The sequence below is a fragment of the Actinomadura rugatobispora genome, assembly GCF_055379765.1.
On record NZ_AP029191.1, the window covers coordinates 4,683,188 to 4,701,887 of the forward strand.

An 18,700-nucleotide genomic window follows, 5' to 3' on the forward strand; every position below is an offset into this window, starting at 1 on the left:
CCGTCCGGTCGATCTTGGTCTTCGGGGGTACGGATGCGGGCATGGCCGACAACTGGGAGAAGGCCCCGGCGCACCCGACCCGCCTGGACCGCGCCAAAGGCGGCAACCGCGGGGACGTCTCGGAGGCGGAGCGGCACGCCGTCGTCACCCGCCTCAACCGGGCCTGCGGCGAGGGGCTGCTGAGCCTGGCGGAGTACAGCGAGCGGCTGCACGAGGCGGAGCTCGTCCGGACGCGCGCCGAACTGGACCGGCTCGTCGACGACATCCCCGCCGCCGACCCCGGAGCCCCCGAGACGCCGGAGGTCCGCACCGAGTGGCACGTGGCGCCCGTGGGCGGGCTGCGCCGGCACGGGCACTGGCACATGGACCGGCACCTGGTCTCCCTGACCGTCATCGGCGGCACCCACCTCGACCTCCGGAACGCCGAACTGGCGGCGCCCGAGGTCACCCTGACCAAGGTCTCCCTGCTCGGCCAGGTGACGGTCTGCGTGCCGCGCGGCGTGCGCGTGATCCTGGAAGGGCGCAGCCTGCTCGGCCTCCCAGCCCTCTTCGCCGGCGGGCAGGACGAAGGTCGCGGAGACGCTGCGCCGGACGCGCCCACCCTCCGGATACGGGTGTTCTCACTCCTGGGCGGCGTGACCGTCCAGACCCCGGCCCCCTGAGAGGGCGCGGCGTCACTGGGGCTGACCGTATTGTCCCGCCAGGCCCGACAAGCTCAGCGAATCCGCAGGTCATCACTCCTTTGAGGGAGACCGGCGGGCCAATGCGAGACGTGCGGGGGAGATCGGGAACCGCTCCCGGCGGCGATCCCCGTCCGCGTCGCCCGCCGGGAGGATCAGGGCATCTCATCGGCCCCCAGGAGAGACGTCCGTGGACACCGCACTTCCAGGCCGCCGCGTCGGCCCCCTCGAAACGCCGACCCGTTTCGCCTTCCATGCCGCGCCGGCCTGCATGCTGGTGTACGGCGTCGTCCGCGTCTTCGACGGGCGCGACGGGCAGTACGGCCCGGGCTTGGCCTGGACCGTCGGGCACGTCTTCTTCCTGGCCGCGCTGCTCCTGCTCGGAGTGGTCATCGCCGGCCTGTACCGCACCGTGCCCACCGGTGGACGGGCCGGGCGGGCGGCCGCGGCGGTCGCGGCCGTCGTCGGGCTCGCCGGGCTGCTGACCTTCGTCCGCGTCGCCGTCGTCGACATCGTCGTCGGGCTGCGCGCCGCCGACGCCACCGAGAAGCGCGCGCTGGCCCGGCTGTACGCCGACGCCCCCGACGTACTGCCCAAGTTGCTCTACGACATCGGCCCGCTGTTCTTCGAGCTCGGCCTGTTCGCCCTCCTCCTGCACCTCGCCCTGGGACGCCCGCAGCGCGTGTCGTGGTGGTCGTTGGCGCTGATCGCCTTCGGCTTCCTGGCCATCACCGTCGAGCTCGACCTGCTGCCGGTCGCGGCCGCGCTCATCTGGCTGGGGATGGCCTCCATCGACGGGACGGCTAGGAGGCGAGGGCCGTCCGGAACGTCCGCCGGTACGCCGACGGCGAGGTCCTCATCGCCCGGGTGAAGTGGCGGCGGAAGGTGGCCGGGCTCTCGAAGCCGACCAGCGCCCCGACCCGTTCGACCGGCACGGTCCCCTCCTCCAGCAGCGGCAGACTGGCGAGCACCCGCTGGTGGATCACCCAGCGCAGCGGGCTGGTCCCGGTCTGCCGCGCGAAGTGCCGGATGAACGTGCGCGGCGCCAGCCGGGCCCGCCGGGCCAGCTCCGCGACGGTGATCGGCTCGGCGAGATGCTCCAGCGCCCACGCCATGCTGCGCGCCACCGGGTCGTCGGCGTCCGGCTCCGGGACGGCGGCCTCCACGAACTGCGCCTGCCCGCCGTCCCGGTGCGGCGGGACGACCAGCCGCCGCGCCACCGCGTTGGCGACCCGGGCGCCGTGGTCCTTGCGCACCAGGTGCAGGCACAGGTCGAGCCCGGCGGCGCTGCCCGCGCCGGTGAGCACGTCGTCGCCGTCCACGTACAGGACGCCGGGGTTCACCCGGACGCGCGGGTGGCGGAGGCGCAGCAGGTCGGCGTAACGCCAGTGGGTGGTGGCCTCGCGGCCGTCCAGCAGCCCGGCGGCGGCGAGCGCGAACGCGCCCGAGCAGATCGACACGACGCGGGCGCCGCGGCCGTGGGCGGCGCGCAGCGCGTCCAGGACCGGCTCCGGCACGTCGCCGCGCACGTCCGGCACGGCCACCACCATGACGGTGTCGGCGGCGGCGAAGTCGTCCAGGTCATGCCCGGCGGTCACGGTGAAGCCGCCGACCGCCCGCATCGGGCCGCGTTCGAGCGAGCAGACGCGCAGGTCGTACCAGGACGGCACGCCGAGTTCGGGCCGGGGCAGGCCGAACACCTCCACGACCGAGCCGAGCTCGAACGGGGCCATGCCGTCGAAGGCGAGGACCGACACCGTGTGGCGCCGTCCCGCGCCGCCGTCGCGGAGGGGGAGGTCGAAGGGCATGGCGTGATGCTAGCGATGGTCGGCGTTCACGCCACTTCCGGCACTCACCCCTACAACGGGACGATCAGGGCATGACAGCGACGACACGGACGCCCGCCGCCGCCCCGGCCGAGGCCATCGCCCACTTCTCCGCCCGGCTCGCGTTCGAGACCGACGCCGCCGACGTCGCCGCCGACCTCGCGAGCGGCGCCCCCGGCCTCGTGGTCGTGGACTCGCGCGGCGCGGCGGGCTGGGAGCAGGGGCACGTCGCGGGCGCCGTCCACCTGCCGACCGCCGAGATCGCCGGACGGGCCGCCGCCGTGGTGCCGCCGGGCGCCACCGTGGTCGTCTACTGCTGGGGACCCGGCTGCAACGGGGCCACAAGGGCGGCGCTGGAGTTCGCCCGGCTCGGCCACCCGGTCAAGGAGATGCTCGGCGGATTCGAGTACTGGGCCCGCGAGGGACACCCCGTCGAGACCGGCGACGGAAGGCCCGTGCACCGTTCCCCCGACCCGCTCACCGCGCCCGCCCCGGGCGTCGCCTGCGCGTGCTGACCAGGTGATGTGGATCACCAGCGGGGGCGCTGAGACGTGGGAGACTCGGGTATTTCAGGTTTGACCACCGGGACACGGGCATAAGCAGGTACGTCGGCAACGTTAGACTGAGGCAATCACTCTCGACGCCGAACGCGTCAGGCTCGTCCTTGCAGGCCACGGATCTCTCCAGATCTCTTCGCGGTGCCTCCCGAGACGTGCCCCCCTCTCGGAAGGTAATGCGTGACCTCTGTGCCTGCTGGTAGTTCCCTGCCCGCGACCGACCTCCCCTCGGAGAACCTCCCCCCCCGCCGCCGCCGCGGCACCCGCTCCCGCCGCCGCCGTCGAGGACGCCGCCGAAGCCGTCCCGACGTTCGCCGAGCTGGGGCTCCCCCACTCCCTCGTGACCGCGCTCGCGCGCCAGGGCATCGAGTCGCCGTTCCCGATCCAGGCCGCCGCGATCCCGGACGTCATGGCCGGACGCGACGTCCTCGGCCGCGGCAAGACCGGGTCCGGCAAGACCCTCGCCTTCGGGCTCCCCCTGCTGGCCCGCCTGGCCGGCCGCCGCGCGGCGCCCAGGCGCCCCCTCGGCCTGATCCTCGTCCCGACCCGGGAGCTCGCCCAGCAGGTCCAGCAGAACCTGGAGCCGCTCGGCCGCGCCCTCGGCCTGCACTTCAAGACCGTCATCGGGCAGACCTCGATGTTCAAGCAGATCGACGCGCTGCGCCGCGGCGTCGAGGTGCTGGTCGCCACCCCCGGGCGGCTCAAGGACCTGATGCGGCAGGGCGCCTGCGACCTGTCCGACATCGAGATCGCGGTGCTGGACGAGGCCGACCACATGGCCGACATGGGCTTCCTGCCCGACGTCACCGACATCCTCGACCAGGCCCGTCCCGGCGGGCAGCGGCTGCTGTTCTCCGCGACCCTGGACCGCGACGTCGACGTCCTGGTGAAGCGGTACCTGAACGACCCGGTCACGCACGCGATCGGCCCGGTCGACGAGTCGGTCGACACCATGGAGCACCACCTGCTGCTGGTGGCGCCCAAGGAGAAGGGCGCCATCACCGCCGAGATCGCCAACCGCGAGGGCCGGACGATCCTGTTCGCCCGCACCAAGCACGGCGTCGACCGGCTGGCCAAGCAGCTCGTCCAGGTCGGCGTGCGCGCGGCCGGGCTGCACGGCGGCAAGAGCCAGGGGCTGCGCACCCGCACGCTGGCCGAGTTCCGTGAGGGCTCCATCAGCGTGCTGGTCGCCACCGACGTCGCCGCCCGCGGCATCCACGTCGACGACGTCACCCTGGTCATGCACGTCGACCCGCCCGCCGACCACAAGGACTACATGCACCGCGCGGGCCGTACGGCGCGCGCGGGCGAGCGCGGCACCGTCGTGACGCTGGTGCTGCCGCACCAGGTCCGCTCCACCTCCGCCATGACCCGCCGCGCCGGCATCAACGCGCCCCGCACCCGGGTCGCGGTCGGCGACGACGAGCTGATCCGCCTCACCGGCGCGCGGACCCCGTCCGGCGTGCCGATCGAGGGCCCGATCATCCCCGACCGCCCGCGCCGCGAGAACGGCCGTGGCGGCCGTCCGGGCGGTGGCCGGCGGGGCGGCGGCGGACGCGGCTTCGGCGGGCGCGGGCCGCGCTCGTACGACCGTCAGGACGGCGGCGGACGCGCCCCGCGCCGCGACGACGCCGGCGGCGACGGCTCCTCGTACGGCAACCGGCGGGAAGGCTCGTACGGCGGCCGCCACGAGGGCGGTCACGGCGGCGAGCGCCGCGGTGGCGCCCCGTACGGCGAGCGCCGCGGCGGCGGCGGACCGCACGGCGGCAGGCGCGGCGGCTCGTACGGCGGCGGTGGCGGCGGCGGCAAGCGCCGCGACGGCACCGACCGCAGCCCGGCCCGCTACAGCTGACCCACGCTGTGTCTCAAAGTCCCGGCCTACGGCGCTCGCCTGGCGGCTGTGTTTTCGAAGTCCCGGCCTACGGGACTCGCCTGGCGGCTCGCCCCTAACCGGGCCTTTGGCAAGCGCGGCATCGCTTCGCGATCTGGCCGGTGAGGTTCGCCTTCGGCGTCGCCTCACCGGCCAGGTAACGCGCTCGGGCGGTACCCGAGCCACGACGAGACAGGCCCTTCCAGGCCCGGAGTCCGGCCTGGGCAGAGCTGCGCGTCGCCCACCTCAGCCCGGCTTAACGCCCAACCACGCCCCCGGTGCTCACAGCGACCGCGCCCGACCCGACCCGCGCCAGCCCGGCGCGCAAGGTACGGCTCATCCACCTCAATCCGCCCCGGCTCAACGCCCAACCACGCCCCCGGTGCTCACCGCGACCGCGCGCCCGCCCCGACCCGGCGCGCAAGGTACGGCTCGTCCACCTCGATCCGCCCCGGCGTCCGACCGCGACTCCGGTGCTCGCCGCAGCCGGCCACCTGGTTCGGGGGCTGGGCGGGTTCGAGTCCGGCCTTGGTGTCAGCCGGGCCGTGCGAGGGTCGCTGCCCGCCTGCCTCAGCCTGCTTCTTCGCGGAGTTTGTCCTGGAGGATCTGGAGGTCCTGGAGGCCGTCCTCCGACAGCTTGGCGAGCTCCTCCAGGGAGACGATCGTCTCGTTGCGCAGCGGCGGCTGCCAGCCGAGCTCGGCGTCGTAGCTGCGCAGCACCTTGGCCGGGACGCCGCCGATGACGGCGTGGTCGGGGAACTCGCCGCGGACGACGGCGCCGCCCGCGACCGCCACGTTCCGGCCCAGCCGGGTGCCCGGCAGGATGATCGCGCCGGTGCCGATCCAGCAGCCGTCGCCGATCACCACCGGGTTGTTCTCCGGCCACTGCCGCCCGATCGGGGTGCCGGGGTCGCCGTAGGAGTGGTTCTGGTCGGTGATGTAGACGTTGGGGCCGGTGAAGACGTCGTCGCCGATCTCGATCGACTGGTGGCCCACGACGTGCGTGCCCCGGCCGAGTGAGCAGGAGCGGCCGATCCGGATGATGACGTCGGGTCCGAGGTCCAGGCCGGGCACGAACCCGGCGGAGATGGTGCAGTGCGTGCCGACGAGCGTGTGGTCGCCGATGGAGATCCACGGCTCGCCGTAGATGGCGCCTACCGGGAAGCCGATGCAGGCGCCCTCGCCCAGGTGGGCGAACCTGCGGCGGCCGTGCGTCTGGGGGGTGATCTCGCCGTGCCGCTGGATCCACTCCCAGCCGCGGTGCGCGGCGGAGTGCAGGCCACGGCGGGCCTGTGCGGCCAAGCGCTGCCGTATCGAGCTGGTCTTCGGCGACATGGCGTTACCGTACCGGTTGGTAGGCAAGCCGGATAACCGCCCCATTACCGACAACCAACAACGAACCCGACCGGAATCCCCTTCAGGGTCCCGAACAGGGAGAAGGCCCGGCCGTGCGGCCGGACCCTCCCTCACGCCAGTGGCTACGGCGTCCGTACCTGGCCGTCGGCGTCGGCCGGAGCCGTCGTCGTGGCCGACGACCGCCCGGACTCCTGGCCGGCCGGCTCCTGGGCACCACTGCGTCGTGTCAGCAGCGCCCCGGCCAGCCCCACGGCGGAGGCTGCCGCCACCATCGTCATCGCGACGTTCCTGCCCTTGCGGACGGGATGCGGCGGTTCCACGCGGCGGGCGGCGTTCGACAGCATCGCCCCCATCCGCGGGCCCAGCTCGGTCTCGACGTAGGTGCCGGCCTTGCGCAATCTCGGCGCACTCCAGCCGCGGGCGACCAGAACACGTCCGGCGGCCACGTCACGGGTGCTCCGCGCCGCCGGCCCGACCCGCCCGGCCGCGCCCGACGCGCCCTGGCGGCACGCCGCCTGCATACGGCCCAGCCTGGTCAGGGCCTCCTCGTGCGGCTTCCGGCGGATACTCATCATTAGGGACACGCTAACCTCCCTGTTTGCGAGGTCCTGCACAGCAGCCTTCCCGGCGAGCGGGAGGTAAACATCGGGAGCGTTACCACACGAACACCCTCGGTGGTGCGGGAGACATGCCGGAGACGGCGCACATTCGACGACGAGGAGGGCGGCCAGCAGTGGCTGAACAACTCTTTGCGACGCTCAACACCAACCACGGCAAGATCGTCGTGCAGCTCTACCCGGACAAGACCCCGATCACGGTGGACAACTTCGTCTCCCTGGCGGAGGGCACCCGGGTCTGGACCCACCCGGCCACCGGCGAGAAGAAGCAGGAGCCGCTCTACAACGGGACGATCTTCCACCGGGTCATCGACAACTTCATGATCCAGGGCGGCGACCCGATCGGCCGCGGCACCGGCGGCCCGGGCTACGAGTTCCAGGACGAGTTCCACCCGGACCTGAAGTTCGACCGGCCGTACCTGCTGGCCATGGCCAACGCCGGGCCCGGCACCAACGGCTCGCAGTTCTTCATCACCACCAACGTCGCGGCCACCGCGCACCTCACCGGCCGGCACACCATCTTCGGCAAGGTGATCGAGGGCACCAACGTGGTGGACGCGATCTCGGCCGTGCAGAAGGGCCGGGGCGACCGTCCCGTGAACGATGTCGTCATCGAGTCGGTGACGATCGAGCGGCGCCAGTCGTAATACTGAGAGAGACCCCGCAAGTCCGACGGAGCGCCGCATGAGCACAGATCCCAGTCCCGCCCCCGGGCCCGACACCCCGGTGCCGTCCTGCTACCGGCACCCGGGCCGGGAGACCTACGTCCGCTGCACCCGGTGCGATCGCTACATCTGCCCGGAGTGCATGCGGGACGCGGCGGTGGGACACCAGTGCGTGGAGTGCGTGGCGGAGGGCCAGAAGGGCGTCCGCCAGGCGCGCACGGTGCTCGGCGCGCGCGCCTCCGGGTCGCAGACGCCGGTGGTGACCTACACCCTCATCGGCCTGTGCGTCCTGGCCTACCTGGGCGAGGTGGCCTCCGAGCAGGTCGTGCGCGAGTTCATGATGCTCGGCCTGGGCGCGATGCAGGGCGGGACGCTGGTCGGGGTGGCCGAGGGCGAGTGGTACCGCCTGCTCACCTCGATGTTCCTGCACCAGCCGCCGCAGAGCGGAGGGTTCGGCCTCACCCACATCCTGTTCAACATGTGGGCGCTGTGGGCGATCGGCCCGCAGCTGGAGCAGCTGCTGGGGCGCTGGCGCTTCCTGGCGCTCTACATGCTGTCGGGGCTGGGCGGCTCGGTGCTGCTCTACCTGGTCGATCCGTTCGACGCGGCGGTGGGCGCCTCGGGGGCCATCTTCGGCCTGTTCGCGGCGTACTTCGTCATCGGCCGGAAGCTGGGCGGGCAGGTCGGGCCGATCGTGTTCCTGCTGGTGCTCAACCTGGTGATCACGTTCGCGGTGCCGAGCATCTCCTGGGAGGGGCACATCGGCGGGCTGGCCACCGGGGCGGTGCTGGCCGTGGCGTACGCGTACGCGCCGAAGGCCCGGCGGCAACTGGTGCACGTCGCGGCGTCCGCGGCCGTGCTGGTGCTGCTCGTGGCGCTGGTGCTGGTGAAGACGTCCGAGCTGATGTCGGGCGTGTCCTGACCGGCGGCCCCGCGGCCGACCGGAATGCCTCCGGCGCCACGGCCGCCCTGATCACGGGCAGGGGCCGGCGGTCTCCGGGCTACAAGCGGGCTGCAGGGGGCGTGCCGTCGCGTGAGAGCGCGACGGCACGCCCCCTCCGCGCTCAGGGCGCGATCCGGGCGCTACCCCACACCCCGGGCGGCACGGCCCGCGCACCTGTGGAAAACCTGGGGATAACGTGTGCACTCATCCCCAGCCTGTGGATAACAATCGTGGATTAGCCGGCCGGAAAGCGGGTACCCGCGGCCGCCGGGCGCCGTCCGACACCCCGGGGACCGGTCCGGGCACCCGGGACGCCCCGTCCCGTCCAGCCGCCGTTCACCCGATCAGCGCCAGCGTGTGGACAGCACGACGCCCAGAATGATCGCGGTGAAGCCGATCCCGAGGTTCCAGTTGCCCAGATCGCTCATGAACGGCACGTTGGTCCCGGTGCTGGCCGTCACGTAGAACGTGGCGATCCAGGCCAGGCCGACCAACCACAGGCCGATCATCGTCGGGACCAGCCAGCGCGGGCTGACCTGCGGCGCCTGGGACTTCTGCGGCGGAGTGTAGACGGCCTTCTTGCGCACTTTGGACTTGGCCACGGTGGCTTCGATCTCCTCGGGCGGCGGCGGCCGGAGCGCCGGACCGCACATGTGTGGATTGTCGGTTAGCGTAGTCGCTGGTGAGCAGCGTACGACGTCCAGCGTGGGGAAGCATCATCCCAGCCCTCACGCTTCTTGCGGGAACCTTGTTCGCGGCCGGCGCGAGCACGTCCCGCGGCACCGACCTGCGCGAGGACGGGCGCACCCGCATCACCGAACTGATCGGCGCCGAGCAGCGCCGCACCCGCCAGGCCCGCACCGACTACCGGCGGCTGCGGCACGAGGTCGACGCCCTGTCCCGTCTCGCGGGCCGCGACGACGCCCGTGTCGAGGACGCCCGGGCCCGCGCCGACCGGCTGGCCGCGCGCTCCGGCTTCGCCCCGCTGACGGGCCCCGGAGTGCGCGTCACCCTGGACGACGCCCCGCACACCGGAGACTACCCCCGCGGGGCCGGTCCCGACGACCTCGTCGTGCACGAATCGGACGTCCAGGGCGTCGTGAACGCCCTGTGGGCGGGCGGAGCGCTCGGGATGCAGATCATGGACCAGCGGGTGATCTCGACGAGCGCCGTGCGCTGCGTGGGCAATACCCTCATCCTCCAGGGGGTCGTGTACTCGCCGCCGTTCCGGATCACGGCCGTCGGCGATCCCGCCCGGCTGCGCGCCGCGCTGGACGCCTCCCCCGAGGTAAAGATCTATAAAAGGTATGTGCGCGAGTACGGCCTGGGCTACGCGGTGCGCACCGCGCGGCACGCGGCGCTGCCCGCGTACACCGGGAACGTGACGATGCGGCATGCGACGGTGCCGTCCGATCCGGGCCGGAACTGACCGGGACCGAACGGGACCGAACGGGACCGAACGGGACGGCCGGGACGGGCCGGGCGGCGGAAGGGGATGCGCGGTGCGGGTGATCATCCGTGGGCTGGGCGAGCTGTGCATCACCGCGGGGCTGATCGTGCTGCTGTTCGTGACCTACCAGCTGTGGGGCACCGGCCGCTACACCCAGGGCCAGCAGGACCGGCTCGGCCGGGAGCTCATGGACTCCTGGCGGGCCGCGCAGGTCACCCGGGAGCAGGTCAAGCTGGGCGAGGGCCTGGCGATGATCCGCATCCCGCGGTTCGGCGCGAAGTTCCGGTACGTGATCGTCGAGGGCGTCAAGCAGTCCGACCTGCGCAAGGGGCCCGGCCACTACCCCGGCAGCGCGCTGCCCGGGCAGGTCGGCAACTTCGTCGTCTCCGGGCACCGCACCACCTACTCGGCGCCCTTCAACCGCGCCGGCGAGCTGCGCAAGGGCGACCGGATCCTCATCGACACCCGCGACCGCCAGTTCGTCTACCACGTGACCGGGCGCCGGATCGTCAAGCCGACCGCGGTGGAGGTCACCGCGCCCGTCCCGGGCCGTCCCAAGGAGCGGCCGACCAAGAAACTGATCACGCTCACCACCTGCCATCCGAAGTACTCCGCCGCCGAGCGGATGATCATCTTCGGTGAGCTGGTGTCGGAGATGCGCCGGGCCGCGCCGGTGGCGTCCGCCCAGGGCGGCCGCTAGCCCGGCCGCCCCGCACGGGAAAGGAGAAGGAGCGAGCAGCGATGTACGCCTGGATCTGGCGGCACCTGCCCGGCCGGTGGCAGACCAAGACCGCCGTCGCGCTCGGGCTCGTCCTGGCCGTCTGCCTCGTCCTCTGGTTCGCGGTGTTCCCCTGGGTGGAACCCAAGATCCAGTTCGACCGGGGCGTCGTCGAGCACGGCGCGCCCGCCTCCCCCGGCCCCGCCCCGGCCACCACCACCGGACGCCCCTGAGCGCCGCCGTGCCCGCACCCCGCGTCCTGGTCGTGGACAACCACGACAGCTTCGTCTTCAACATCGTCCAGTACCTGCGCGAGCTGGGCGCCGACTGCCGTGTGCTCGACCGGTCGCACGCCGCCCTCGGCGACGCGGACGGCGTGGACGGGGTGCTGCTGAGCCCCGGCCCCGGCCACCCGGCCGACGCCGGGATCTGCCTCGACCTCGTCCGGCACGCCGAACGGCACCGCCTGCCCCTCCTCGGCGTCTGCCTCGGCCACCAGGTGATCGCGCACGTGCACGGGGCGACCGTGGCCCGCGCCCCCGAACTCGTCCACGGCTACACCAGTCCCGTCCACCACGACGGGCGCGGCGTCTTCGAGGGGCTGCCGGACCCGTTCGCCGCGACGCGCTACCACTCCCTCGCCGTCGCCCCGGAGACGATCGCGCCCGCCACCGCCGCCGGGCGGGCGCTGGAGGTCACCGCCCGCACCCCGGACGGGGTGGTGATGGGCCTGCGCCACCGCGCCCGGCCGGTGGAGGGCGTCCAGTTCCACCCCGAGTCCGTGCTGTCCGAGCAGGGCCACCGCCTCCTCGGAAACTGGCTCCGGACCTGCGGATCCGCCGCACGGCCCGGCCCTCCGTGACCCGGTCTCCGGTCGAATCAGAAAAAAGTCGGAGAAACCCGTAACATCCAGGCGCCATCCTCCGAAGTTCAAGATGAGAGCTTCCGCCATTGCCCCCGAGTGGCGGAAGCTCTCTCCTTTTCTCCGGGCTCACCGCATCGGAGATCGCCTGCCAACGCCACGGGCCCCGCCCCTCCGCACTGGAGGAGCGGGGCCCGTGTCCGCGTTCAGGACCGGTTCAGAACGGGCTCAGGACGGCCGGACGGCCCTCACTCGTCGCCCCCGTTCCCCGGGACCGGGATCGACGGCCCCGGCTCCGACGGCGACGGCGACGGCCGCGCCGCGACATGGATGGTGATCGTGTCACCCGGCGCCACGGTCGCGTCCGGGCCGGGCTCGTGCGCGAACACCTGCCCCGGCGCCACCTGCTTGTCCGGCGGCGCGGGCTCGACGACCGTCTTGCACTTCAGCCCGAGCTGCGCCAGCTGGCCGCACGCCGACCGCTGGCTGGCGTTGAACAGGTTGGGCACCTTGATGTTGCTCGGCCCCGCCGAGACGTAGAGCGTGACCGTCTCGCCCTTGGGCACCCGCTGGCCCCCGCCGGGGTCGCTGCGGATCACGCTGTTGCGCGGCACCGAGTCGTTCGTGGCGATCTTCCGCTCGATGTCGAAGCCCTTGCTCTCCAGCAGCTGCTTGGCCACGACGTACGGCTTGTTCGCGACGTCGGGGACCTCGACCAGCGCGGGCGGCCTCCTGCCCTTGGAGACCACCAGGCTGACCGCCGAGCCCTTCTCCACGTTCGCCCCGGGCGCCGGTGTGGTGCTGATGACGTGGTCCTTCTTGACCTCGCTGTTCCAGTCTTCCTTGACCTCGCCTACCTCCAGGCCGGCCTTCACCAGCTGGGCCTTGGCGTCGGCCTGCGACACGTTCACGATCGCGCTCGGCACCGCCACCGTGTCGGGCTCGCCGTCGCGCGTCACCGCCCAGCCGATCAGCCCCGCGCCGCCGATGAACACCGCGGCCAGCGCCAGCCACAGCGCCACCTTCTTGCCGGCGCCGGCGCGCTCGGGATGCCGGTCGTCGTAGTGGACGGGCGGCAGGTCGTAGCCGGTGTGCCCGCCCGGCCGCTGCACCTGCGTGCGGGCCGGACCGCCGCCCGGAACGGCCCCCATCACCTGGGTGCCCTGCGGCTGCGCGCCCATCAGCATCGTCGAGGCCGCCGTGGACGACACCGGCTGCCCCTGCAGGACCCGCTGGATCTCCTGCCGGAACTCGTTGGCGTTCTGGTAGCGGTGGTCGGCGTCCTTCGCCATCGCCTTCAGCACCATGGCGTCCGCCCAGTGCGGGATGTCCGGATCCACCTGCGACGGCGGGACCGGCTCCTCCCGGACGTGCTGGTAGGCGATCGCGACCGGCGAGTCGCCGGTGAACGGCGGCCTGCCCGTCAGCAGCTCGTACAGCACGCAGCCGGTGGAGTAGATGTCGCTGCGCGCGTCCACCCGCTCCCCGCGGGCCTGCTCCGGCGACAGGTACTGGGCCGTGCCGATCACCTGCGCGGTCTGCGTCATCGTGGCCGCCGAGTCGGCCATGGCCCGGGCGATGCCGAAGTCCATGACCTTGACCTCGTGGCCGCGGGTCAGCATCACGTTGGCGGGCTTGATGTCACGGTGCACGATGCCGCCGCGGTGGCTGTAGTCCAGCGCCCGCAGGATCCCGTCGGTGATCTCCAGGGCCTTCTCGGGCAGCAGCGCGCGGTTCTCGCGGAGCAGGTCGCGCAGCGTGCTGCCGTCGACGTACTCCATGACGATGTAGGGGATCGGGGTGTCGCCGATGACGTCCTCGCCGGTGTCGTACACGGCGATGACCGAGGGGTGGTTGAGCGAGGCCGCGGACTGCGCCTCCCGCCGGAAACGGGCCTGGAACGTCGGGTCGCGCGCCATGTCCGACCGCAGGGTCTTGACCGCGACCACGCGATCGAGGCGCAGGTCTCTGGCACGGTAGACCTCGGCCATGCCGCCGCGCCCGATGACGGTATCGAGCTCGTAGCGACCGCCGAGCAGCCGAGGTTGGCTCATATGTGTACTTTCCCTCGTACCTCTACACCTTGTCCTCCGAACCTAGCTCCCCGCTCTCGGTAGGTGAGGGATCCGGGCTCGGAGTTGACGGAGTCGTGGTGCTGTCCGTCGGTCGCGGTGTTGGATCTGGGGCGGTGGAAGTCGCCCGGGGCGGTTTCCTGGTTGGCTTCTGTGAAGGGGACGCGCGTGGATACCGGGGCGTTGACGTACGTCGGTCGCGGGACGGGGAGGGCTTGCTCTCCTGGCCGCGGCGTTCGTGCAGGCGGGTCGCCGGGTCGGCCGGGAGATGCCGGGCGGGGTCGCCCTCGCCCGGTTGTACGGCCGGGAGCCTCTCCTGGTTCTCCCGTTGGGGCTCGGCCGTACCGAACCCCCGCCACATTGTGCCCACCACGATGACGCCGAGCAACAGGCTCCCGGCGGTGACCGAGGCGTAGGTCAGTGCCGTGCGCCGTCGCGCGGCCGTTCGCCCTTGGCCGAGGCTATCCGGAGTGTGGTCATCGTCAAATTCCGGCAAACCCGGCCGGTGAGGAAACGTACCAGGGGCGCGGAGGCCGCCTGTCCGGGGGGTGTGCGAACTGCTCGCTCCAGGGGCGTACGGGCCTTCCTGTACGGGGGTGTACCGGCCGCTGCTCTGTGCGGGGGTGTGCTGGGGGCCCTGTGCGGTGGTGTGGGCGCCGCTCGCTCCGAAGAAGTCGTACGGCTCGTGCGGGGGCCCGCCCGCCGCCGTCCATCCTTCCGCGTGCCCTTCCGCGCGCGCCCGCTGTACGGGCCTGCCGCCGGGCAGCCACGCCTCACCGGCGGGCAAGGAAAAAGAACCCGTCCCGAAGCCGTCAGGCCCGCCGACCGGCCCCGCCTGACCGCCCTCACCCGGAACGGCCGGGCCGGCGACCCGTCCCGTGGTTCTGCCCCGGCCGTCGGCACGGCCCGGAGCGTCCGGGCCGTCCGGGGTGTCCGCGATCGGATCGCCGGATCCCGCGACCGGCCCACCCGAGACCTGCCCCGGCGGCGTGCCGGGAGGCGCCTTGCCGGGCCCTCCCGGGAAGCGCGTCCAGCGGCTCAGCCCCGGTGACGAGAGCCCGGCGGCGTCGCGGATCACCAGCGCCCGGTCGGCCACCTCGTCCGCGTCCGCCGGACGGTCCGCCGGACGCTTGGCCAGCAGCTCGTCCACCAGCTCCCGGAGCCGCACCGGAACCCGCTCCGGAAGCGGCGGCGGCGCGTCCCGCACATGCTGCAGCGCCACCTCGACCGGCGTCGCCGCGTCGAACGGCACCCGCCCGGCCAGGCACTCGAACGCCACCACGCCCAGCGAGTACAGGTCGGCCGCCGGCGTCACCCCCTGCCCGGACGCCTGCTCGGGCGCGATGTAGTACGCGGTGCCCATGACCATCCCGGTCTGGGTCTGCGACGCCGCCGCCAGCTGCCGCGCGATGCCGAAATCGGTGATCTTGACGGTGCCGTCCACGGTCACCATCAGGTTGGCCGGCTTGATGTCGCGGTGCACGATCCCCGCGGCGTGGGCGGCGGCCAGCGCCCGCCCGGCCTGGGCGACCACGTCCAGCACCGCCTCCGCCGGCAGCGCCCCCGCCCGCGCGATGATCTCCGCCAGCGGCTCGCCGCGCACCAGCTCCATCACCAGGTAGGCGCGGCCCTCGCCGAGCTCCTCGTCGCGGACCGTGCCCACGTCGTACACCCGGGCGATCCCGCCGTGCCGCAGCGACGCCGCGAACCGGCCCTCGGCGCGGAACCGCTCGCACGCCGACACGTCCGACATCAGCTCGTGCCGCAGCAGCTTCACCGCGACCTCGCGGGCCAGCGCCTCGTCGGCGGCCCGCCAGACCTCGCCCATCCCGCCGGTCGCCAGCCGCTCCACCAGCCGGTACCGGTCGTTCAGGACGAGGTCATGACCCACTACCGCAGCACCGCCTGCATGATGGCCCCGGCCACGGGCACCGCCGCCTCACCGCCGCTGCCCGAACCCTCGGTCACCACGGCGAAGGCGTACCGCGGCTTCTGCATCGGGGAGAACCCGACGAACCAGCGGGCGTTGGGGTTGCCGGGCCCCTGCTCGGCGGTGCCGGTCTTGCCGGCGATGTTGAACGCCGCCGCGTTCTTGGCGGTGCCCTCGGTGACCACGGCCCGCATCATGTCCTCGAGCTGCTCGGCCGTGCCCTCCTTCATCGCCTGCGAGTACTCCTTGGGGTTGGCGCTGTACAGCTCGCTCTGGTCCTTGGCCCGGACCTTCTGCACCAGGTACGGGTGCATGATCTTGCCGCCGTCGGCCACGGCCGCGGCCGTCATCGCCATCTGCAGCGGCGTCGCCCGCACGTTCTCCTGGCCGATGCCGGAACGGGCCGTGCCGTCCTTGCCGGTCTGGATGGTCTCGCCGGTCTGCGCGTTGCGGACCGACACCGGGACGTCGCTCTCGGCCGCGAACAGGTCGGGCTCCAGCTCCAGCCTCTTGTTGAACCCGAACTTGCTGGCGCCCTGGTTCAGCCTCTCGATGCCCATGTCCATGGCCATCTTGCCGAAGGTGGTGTTGCACGACTCGGCGAACGCGCCCCGCAGCGACGCCGACCCGGCGCAGTTGCCGGTGTCGTGCGAGTTCGGCAGCGGCCGGCCCGACTCGGGCAGGACCAGCTGGCCGGTCGGCACGACGCTGCCGCTGCTGAGGTTCTGCTGCTCCATCGCGATCGCCGCCGTCACCGTCTTGAACGACGACCCCGGCGGGAACGTCTGGCTCATCGCGTTGTCGATCAGCGGCTTGAGCACGCCGGGCTGGTTCTCCAGCTGCTCCAGCCGCCGGCCGCCCTTGAGGCCCTGCTGCGGCGCCACCTCGTTCGGGTCGAACGACGGGAACGACGCCAGCACCACGATCGCGCCGGTCTTGATGTCGATCACGGCCGCGCCCGCGCGGCGGGACGTGCTGCCCTTCAGCCGCGAGTACGCGACCTGCTGCGCCCGCGGGTTGATCGTCAGCTCGACGTTCGCGCCCTCGGCCGGCTTGCCGATGAAGGTGTCGAACCAGCGCTGCTGGGTGATCCGCTTGTCCTTGCCGCCCAGCAGCGAGTTGTAGGCCATCTCCACCTTGGACGCGCCGCCGTTGAAGAAACCGGTCGCCGGGGAGAAGATCAGACCGTCCTTGTAGGTACGCCCGTACTTGGGGTTGTCCTTGCCCGTCTCCTGCGACTGGGCCAGCACCTGCCCGCCCGCGGTGATCTGCCCGCGCGGGTTGTTGAACACCTCGGCGTACTGCCGGGAGTTCTTGTCGTCGTTCTGCAGGCTCTCCGCCTGGCTGCCCTGGACGTAGTTGACCTGGGCCATCAGGCCGAAGAACAGCAGCAGCGCGAAGATCGCGACCCGCCGCAGCGGCTTGTCCATGTTCATGTTGCCTCGCTCCGCTCGCGCTCGGCGCCCCCGCGCAACCCTGCCCCGCCAGCCGCGGACCCCCCGGAACCACCCGGAGCGTGCCCGCCCGTCCGTCTCCGCGCGTGCTCGATGGTCATCGGGACGAGCTCACCTCACACTCACGATCTGCGTCATGCCCTCGTCCTGGATGGCCTGCGGCGCGGGCTTGCGCGCGTCGTGGCTCATCCGCACCAGGATCGCGATGAGGATCCAGTTGGCCATGAGGGAGGAACCGCCCTGGGACAGGAACGGCGTCGTCAGACCCGTGAGGGGGATCAGCTTGGTGACACCTCCGACGATGACGAACACCTGGAGCGCCAGGACGAACGACACACCGCCCGCGAACAGCTTCAGGAACGGGTCCCGCGCCGCGACGGCCGTCTTCATACCGCGTTGCACGATCAACGCGTATATCAGCAGCAGCACCATCAGCCCGGTGAGCCCCAGTTCCTCACCGAGCGAGTCGAATATGAAGTCGCTGAACGACAGCGGCGTGCGCCAGGGTTCGCCCTGGCCGAGGCCGGTGCCGAGCACCCCGCCCTGGCCGAGGGCGTACAGGCCCTTCATCAGCTGCCCGCTGTCGGAGTACTCGCCGCCCATCTTCGCGCACGCGGTGAACCCGGGCCCGGCGCTGCCCGCCGCCTGCTCCTTCTTGTAGATCTCGGTGTCGGGGTTGACCGGGATGACCCGGCCGTCCTCCAGCAGGCACCCGCCGTCGAAGTACGGCTTGGGGTTCTGCCAGATGTCGATCCGCTGGTTCACGTGCCCCATGAACGGCAGCAGCGTGGCGACGAAGATGCCGACCGCCAGCAGCCCCACACCGATCATCACCCACGAGACCCGCTGCGTGGCGATGTAGAGCATCGACACGAACAGGCCGAAGTACAGCAGCGCCGTCCCCAGGTCCTTCTGGATGAACAGCACGCCGAGGCAGAAGATCCAGATGACCACGATCGGGCCCAGGTCGCGGGCCCGGGGCAGGCTCATCGGGCCGATCTTCTTGCCGATCAGCGACATCGCCTGCCGCTTGTTGACCAGATAGCCCGCGAAGAACGCGACCAGCAGCAGCTTGGCGAACTCGCCCGGCTGCACCGAGAACGGCCCGATGAAGATCCACACCCGGGCGCCGTTCACCTCGCCGCCCAGCCCCGGCACGATCGGCAGCAGCAGCAGGATGATCGCGGTCAGCCCGATCAGGTACGTGTAGCGCTGCGCGGTCTTGGGCGTGAACGACAGCGGCGCGTCCGTCTTGTCGGTGTCCCGCATGATCATCACCGCGGCGACGAACATCGCGATGCCCACGAACGTCCACATCAGCTGCCCGGACGCGGACGCCTCGTCCTCGGCCAGCTTCTGCCCCGCCGCGACCGCGTCCAGCTTGTCCTTGCTGGTGTCCAGGTCGAGCCGGTAGATCATCGCCAGCCCGATGCCGTTCAGCGCCACCGACAGCGGCAGCAGCAGCGGATCGGCGTACGGCGCGAACCTCATCTGCACGAAGTACGCGGCGAAGGCCAGCACGGCCAGGCCGCCGCCGTAACCGAACAGGCCCGCCGGGATGTTCCCGTCACGGGCCAGCCCCACCTCCGCGAACGCCGACAGCGTCAGCACCATCGCGAAGATCAGCAGGATCAGCGACGCCGCGTTGCGGCGCTGGTACGGCAACTGGGCCCGGATCTGCTCCCCGATCGAGCTCATCG

Annotated in this window: 18 protein-coding genes; 10 read left to right on the forward strand and 8 right to left on the reverse strand. The window is 72.2% G+C overall.

What is annotated here, in order from left to right; translation table 11 throughout:
• Positions 1-41 precede the first annotated feature (41 nt).
• Together ACZ466_RS20675 and ACZ466_RS20680 are read left to right on the forward strand one after the other, a co-directional pair.
• Entirely contained in the window at positions 42-662 is a 621-nt protein-coding gene (locus ACZ466_RS20675; protein ID WP_378286516.1) for a DUF1707 SHOCT-like domain-containing protein, read from the forward strand.
• Between the two features lie 208 nt (positions 663-870).
• A complete protein-coding gene (locus ACZ466_RS20680; protein ID WP_378286515.1) occupies positions 871-1,551 on the forward strand; it encodes a hypothetical protein in 681 nt (226 codons plus the stop codon).
• Here ACZ466_RS20680 and ACZ466_RS20685 read toward each other — a convergent pair.
• Complete coding sequence (locus tag ACZ466_RS20685; RefSeq protein WP_378286514.1) at positions 1,484-2,488, reverse strand: helix-turn-helix domain-containing protein; 1,005 nt, start codon at positions 2,486-2,488, stop codon at positions 1,484-1,486. The genes ACZ466_RS20680 and ACZ466_RS20685 overlap by 68 nt on opposite strands.
• A gap of 71 nt (positions 2,489-2,559) precedes the next feature.
• Here ACZ466_RS20685 and ACZ466_RS20690 point away from each other — a divergent pair, with 71 nt between their 5' ends.
• A complete protein-coding gene (locus ACZ466_RS20690; RefSeq protein ID WP_378286512.1) occupies positions 2,560-3,021 on the forward strand; it encodes a rhodanese-like domain-containing protein in 462 nt (153 codons plus the stop codon).
• A gap of 382 nt (positions 3,022-3,403) precedes the next feature.
• A complete protein-coding gene (locus tag ACZ466_RS20695; protein ID WP_464043905.1) occupies positions 3,404-4,915 on the forward strand; it encodes a DEAD/DEAH box helicase in 1,512 nt (503 codons plus the stop codon).
• Positions 4,916-5,503: 588 nt separating this feature from the next.
• On the opposite strand, the gene ACZ466_RS20700 is transcribed toward ACZ466_RS20695, so the two are convergent.
• Complete coding sequence (locus ACZ466_RS20700; RefSeq protein WP_378286511.1) at positions 5,504-6,268, reverse strand: acyltransferase; 765 nt, start codon at positions 6,266-6,268, stop codon at positions 5,504-5,506.
• A gap of 143 nt (positions 6,269-6,411) precedes the next feature.
• On the reverse strand, positions 6,412-6,864 hold the full coding sequence (locus ACZ466_RS20705) for a hypothetical protein (RefSeq protein ID WP_378286510.1): 453 nt from the start codon (positions 6,862-6,864) through the stop codon (positions 6,412-6,414).
• A 158-nt stretch (positions 6,865-7,022) separates the two neighbouring features.
• On the opposite strand from ACZ466_RS20705, the gene ACZ466_RS20710 reads away from it, so the two are divergent.
• Complete coding sequence (locus ACZ466_RS20710; protein WP_378286509.1) at positions 7,023-7,553, forward strand: peptidylprolyl isomerase; 531 nt, start codon at positions 7,023-7,025, stop codon at positions 7,551-7,553.
• A 37-nt stretch (positions 7,554-7,590) separates the two neighbouring features.
• The gene (locus ACZ466_RS20715) at positions 7,591-8,493 is read left to right on the forward strand and encodes a rhomboid family intramembrane serine protease (protein WP_378286508.1); all 903 of its coding nucleotides are present in this window, start codon (positions 7,591-7,593) and stop codon (positions 8,491-8,493) included.
• Between the two features lie 365 nt (positions 8,494-8,858).
• Here the strand turns inward: ACZ466_RS20715 and ACZ466_RS20720 are convergent, their stop codons facing one another.
• Positions 8,859-9,116, reverse strand: coding sequence for a cell division protein CrgA (locus tag ACZ466_RS20720; RefSeq protein WP_378286563.1), 258 nt, complete (start codon positions 9,114-9,116; stop codon positions 8,859-8,861).
• Between the two features lie 80 nt (positions 9,117-9,196).
• Between ACZ466_RS20720 and ACZ466_RS20725 the strand changes: the two genes are divergently transcribed.
• From ACZ466_RS20725 to ACZ466_RS20740, 4 genes are all read left to right on the forward strand, one after another.
• Complete coding sequence (locus tag ACZ466_RS20725) at positions 9,197-9,943, forward strand: DUF881 domain-containing protein (protein ID WP_464043906.1); 747 nt, start codon at positions 9,197-9,199, stop codon at positions 9,941-9,943.
• Between the two features lie 73 nt (positions 9,944-10,016).
• Positions 10,017-10,664, forward strand: a complete 648-nt coding sequence (locus ACZ466_RS20730) for a class E sortase (protein ID WP_378286506.1) — start codon at positions 10,017-10,019, stop codon at positions 10,662-10,664.
• Between the two features lie 41 nt (positions 10,665-10,705).
• Complete coding sequence (locus ACZ466_RS20735) at positions 10,706-10,915, forward strand: hypothetical protein (protein ID WP_378286505.1); 210 nt, start codon at positions 10,706-10,708, stop codon at positions 10,913-10,915.
• Between the two features lie 8 nt (positions 10,916-10,923).
• Entirely contained in the window at positions 10,924-11,544 is a 621-nt protein-coding gene (locus ACZ466_RS20740; protein WP_378286504.1) for an anthranilate synthase component II, read from the forward strand.
• A 248-nt stretch (positions 11,545-11,792) separates the two neighbouring features.
• Here the strand turns inward: ACZ466_RS20740 and pknB are convergent, their stop codons facing one another.
• From pknB to ACZ466_RS20760, 4 genes are all read right to left on the reverse strand, one after another.
• Positions 11,793-13,598: a Stk1 family PASTA domain-containing Ser/Thr kinase gene (gene pknB / locus ACZ466_RS20745; protein WP_378286503.1), complete on the reverse strand. Its 1,806-nt coding sequence runs from the start codon at positions 13,596-13,598 to the stop codon at positions 11,793-11,795.
• A gap of 22 nt (positions 13,599-13,620) precedes the next feature.
• Positions 13,621-15,507, reverse strand: coding sequence for a serine/threonine-protein kinase (locus tag ACZ466_RS20750; RefSeq protein WP_378286502.1), 1,887 nt, complete (start codon positions 15,505-15,507; stop codon positions 13,621-13,623).
• Entirely contained in the window at positions 15,507-16,982 is a 1,476-nt protein-coding gene (locus tag ACZ466_RS20755) for a peptidoglycan D,D-transpeptidase FtsI family protein (protein ID WP_378286501.1), read from the reverse strand. The genes ACZ466_RS20750 and ACZ466_RS20755 overlap by 1 nt, the downstream gene beginning before the upstream one ends.
• A gap of 129 nt (positions 16,983-17,111) precedes the next feature.
• Positions 17,112-18,698: an FtsW/RodA/SpoVE family cell cycle protein gene (locus tag ACZ466_RS20760; RefSeq protein ID WP_378286500.1), complete on the reverse strand. Its 1,587-nt coding sequence runs from the start codon at positions 18,696-18,698 to the stop codon at positions 17,112-17,114.
• Positions 18,699-18,700: the final 2 nt, after the last annotated feature.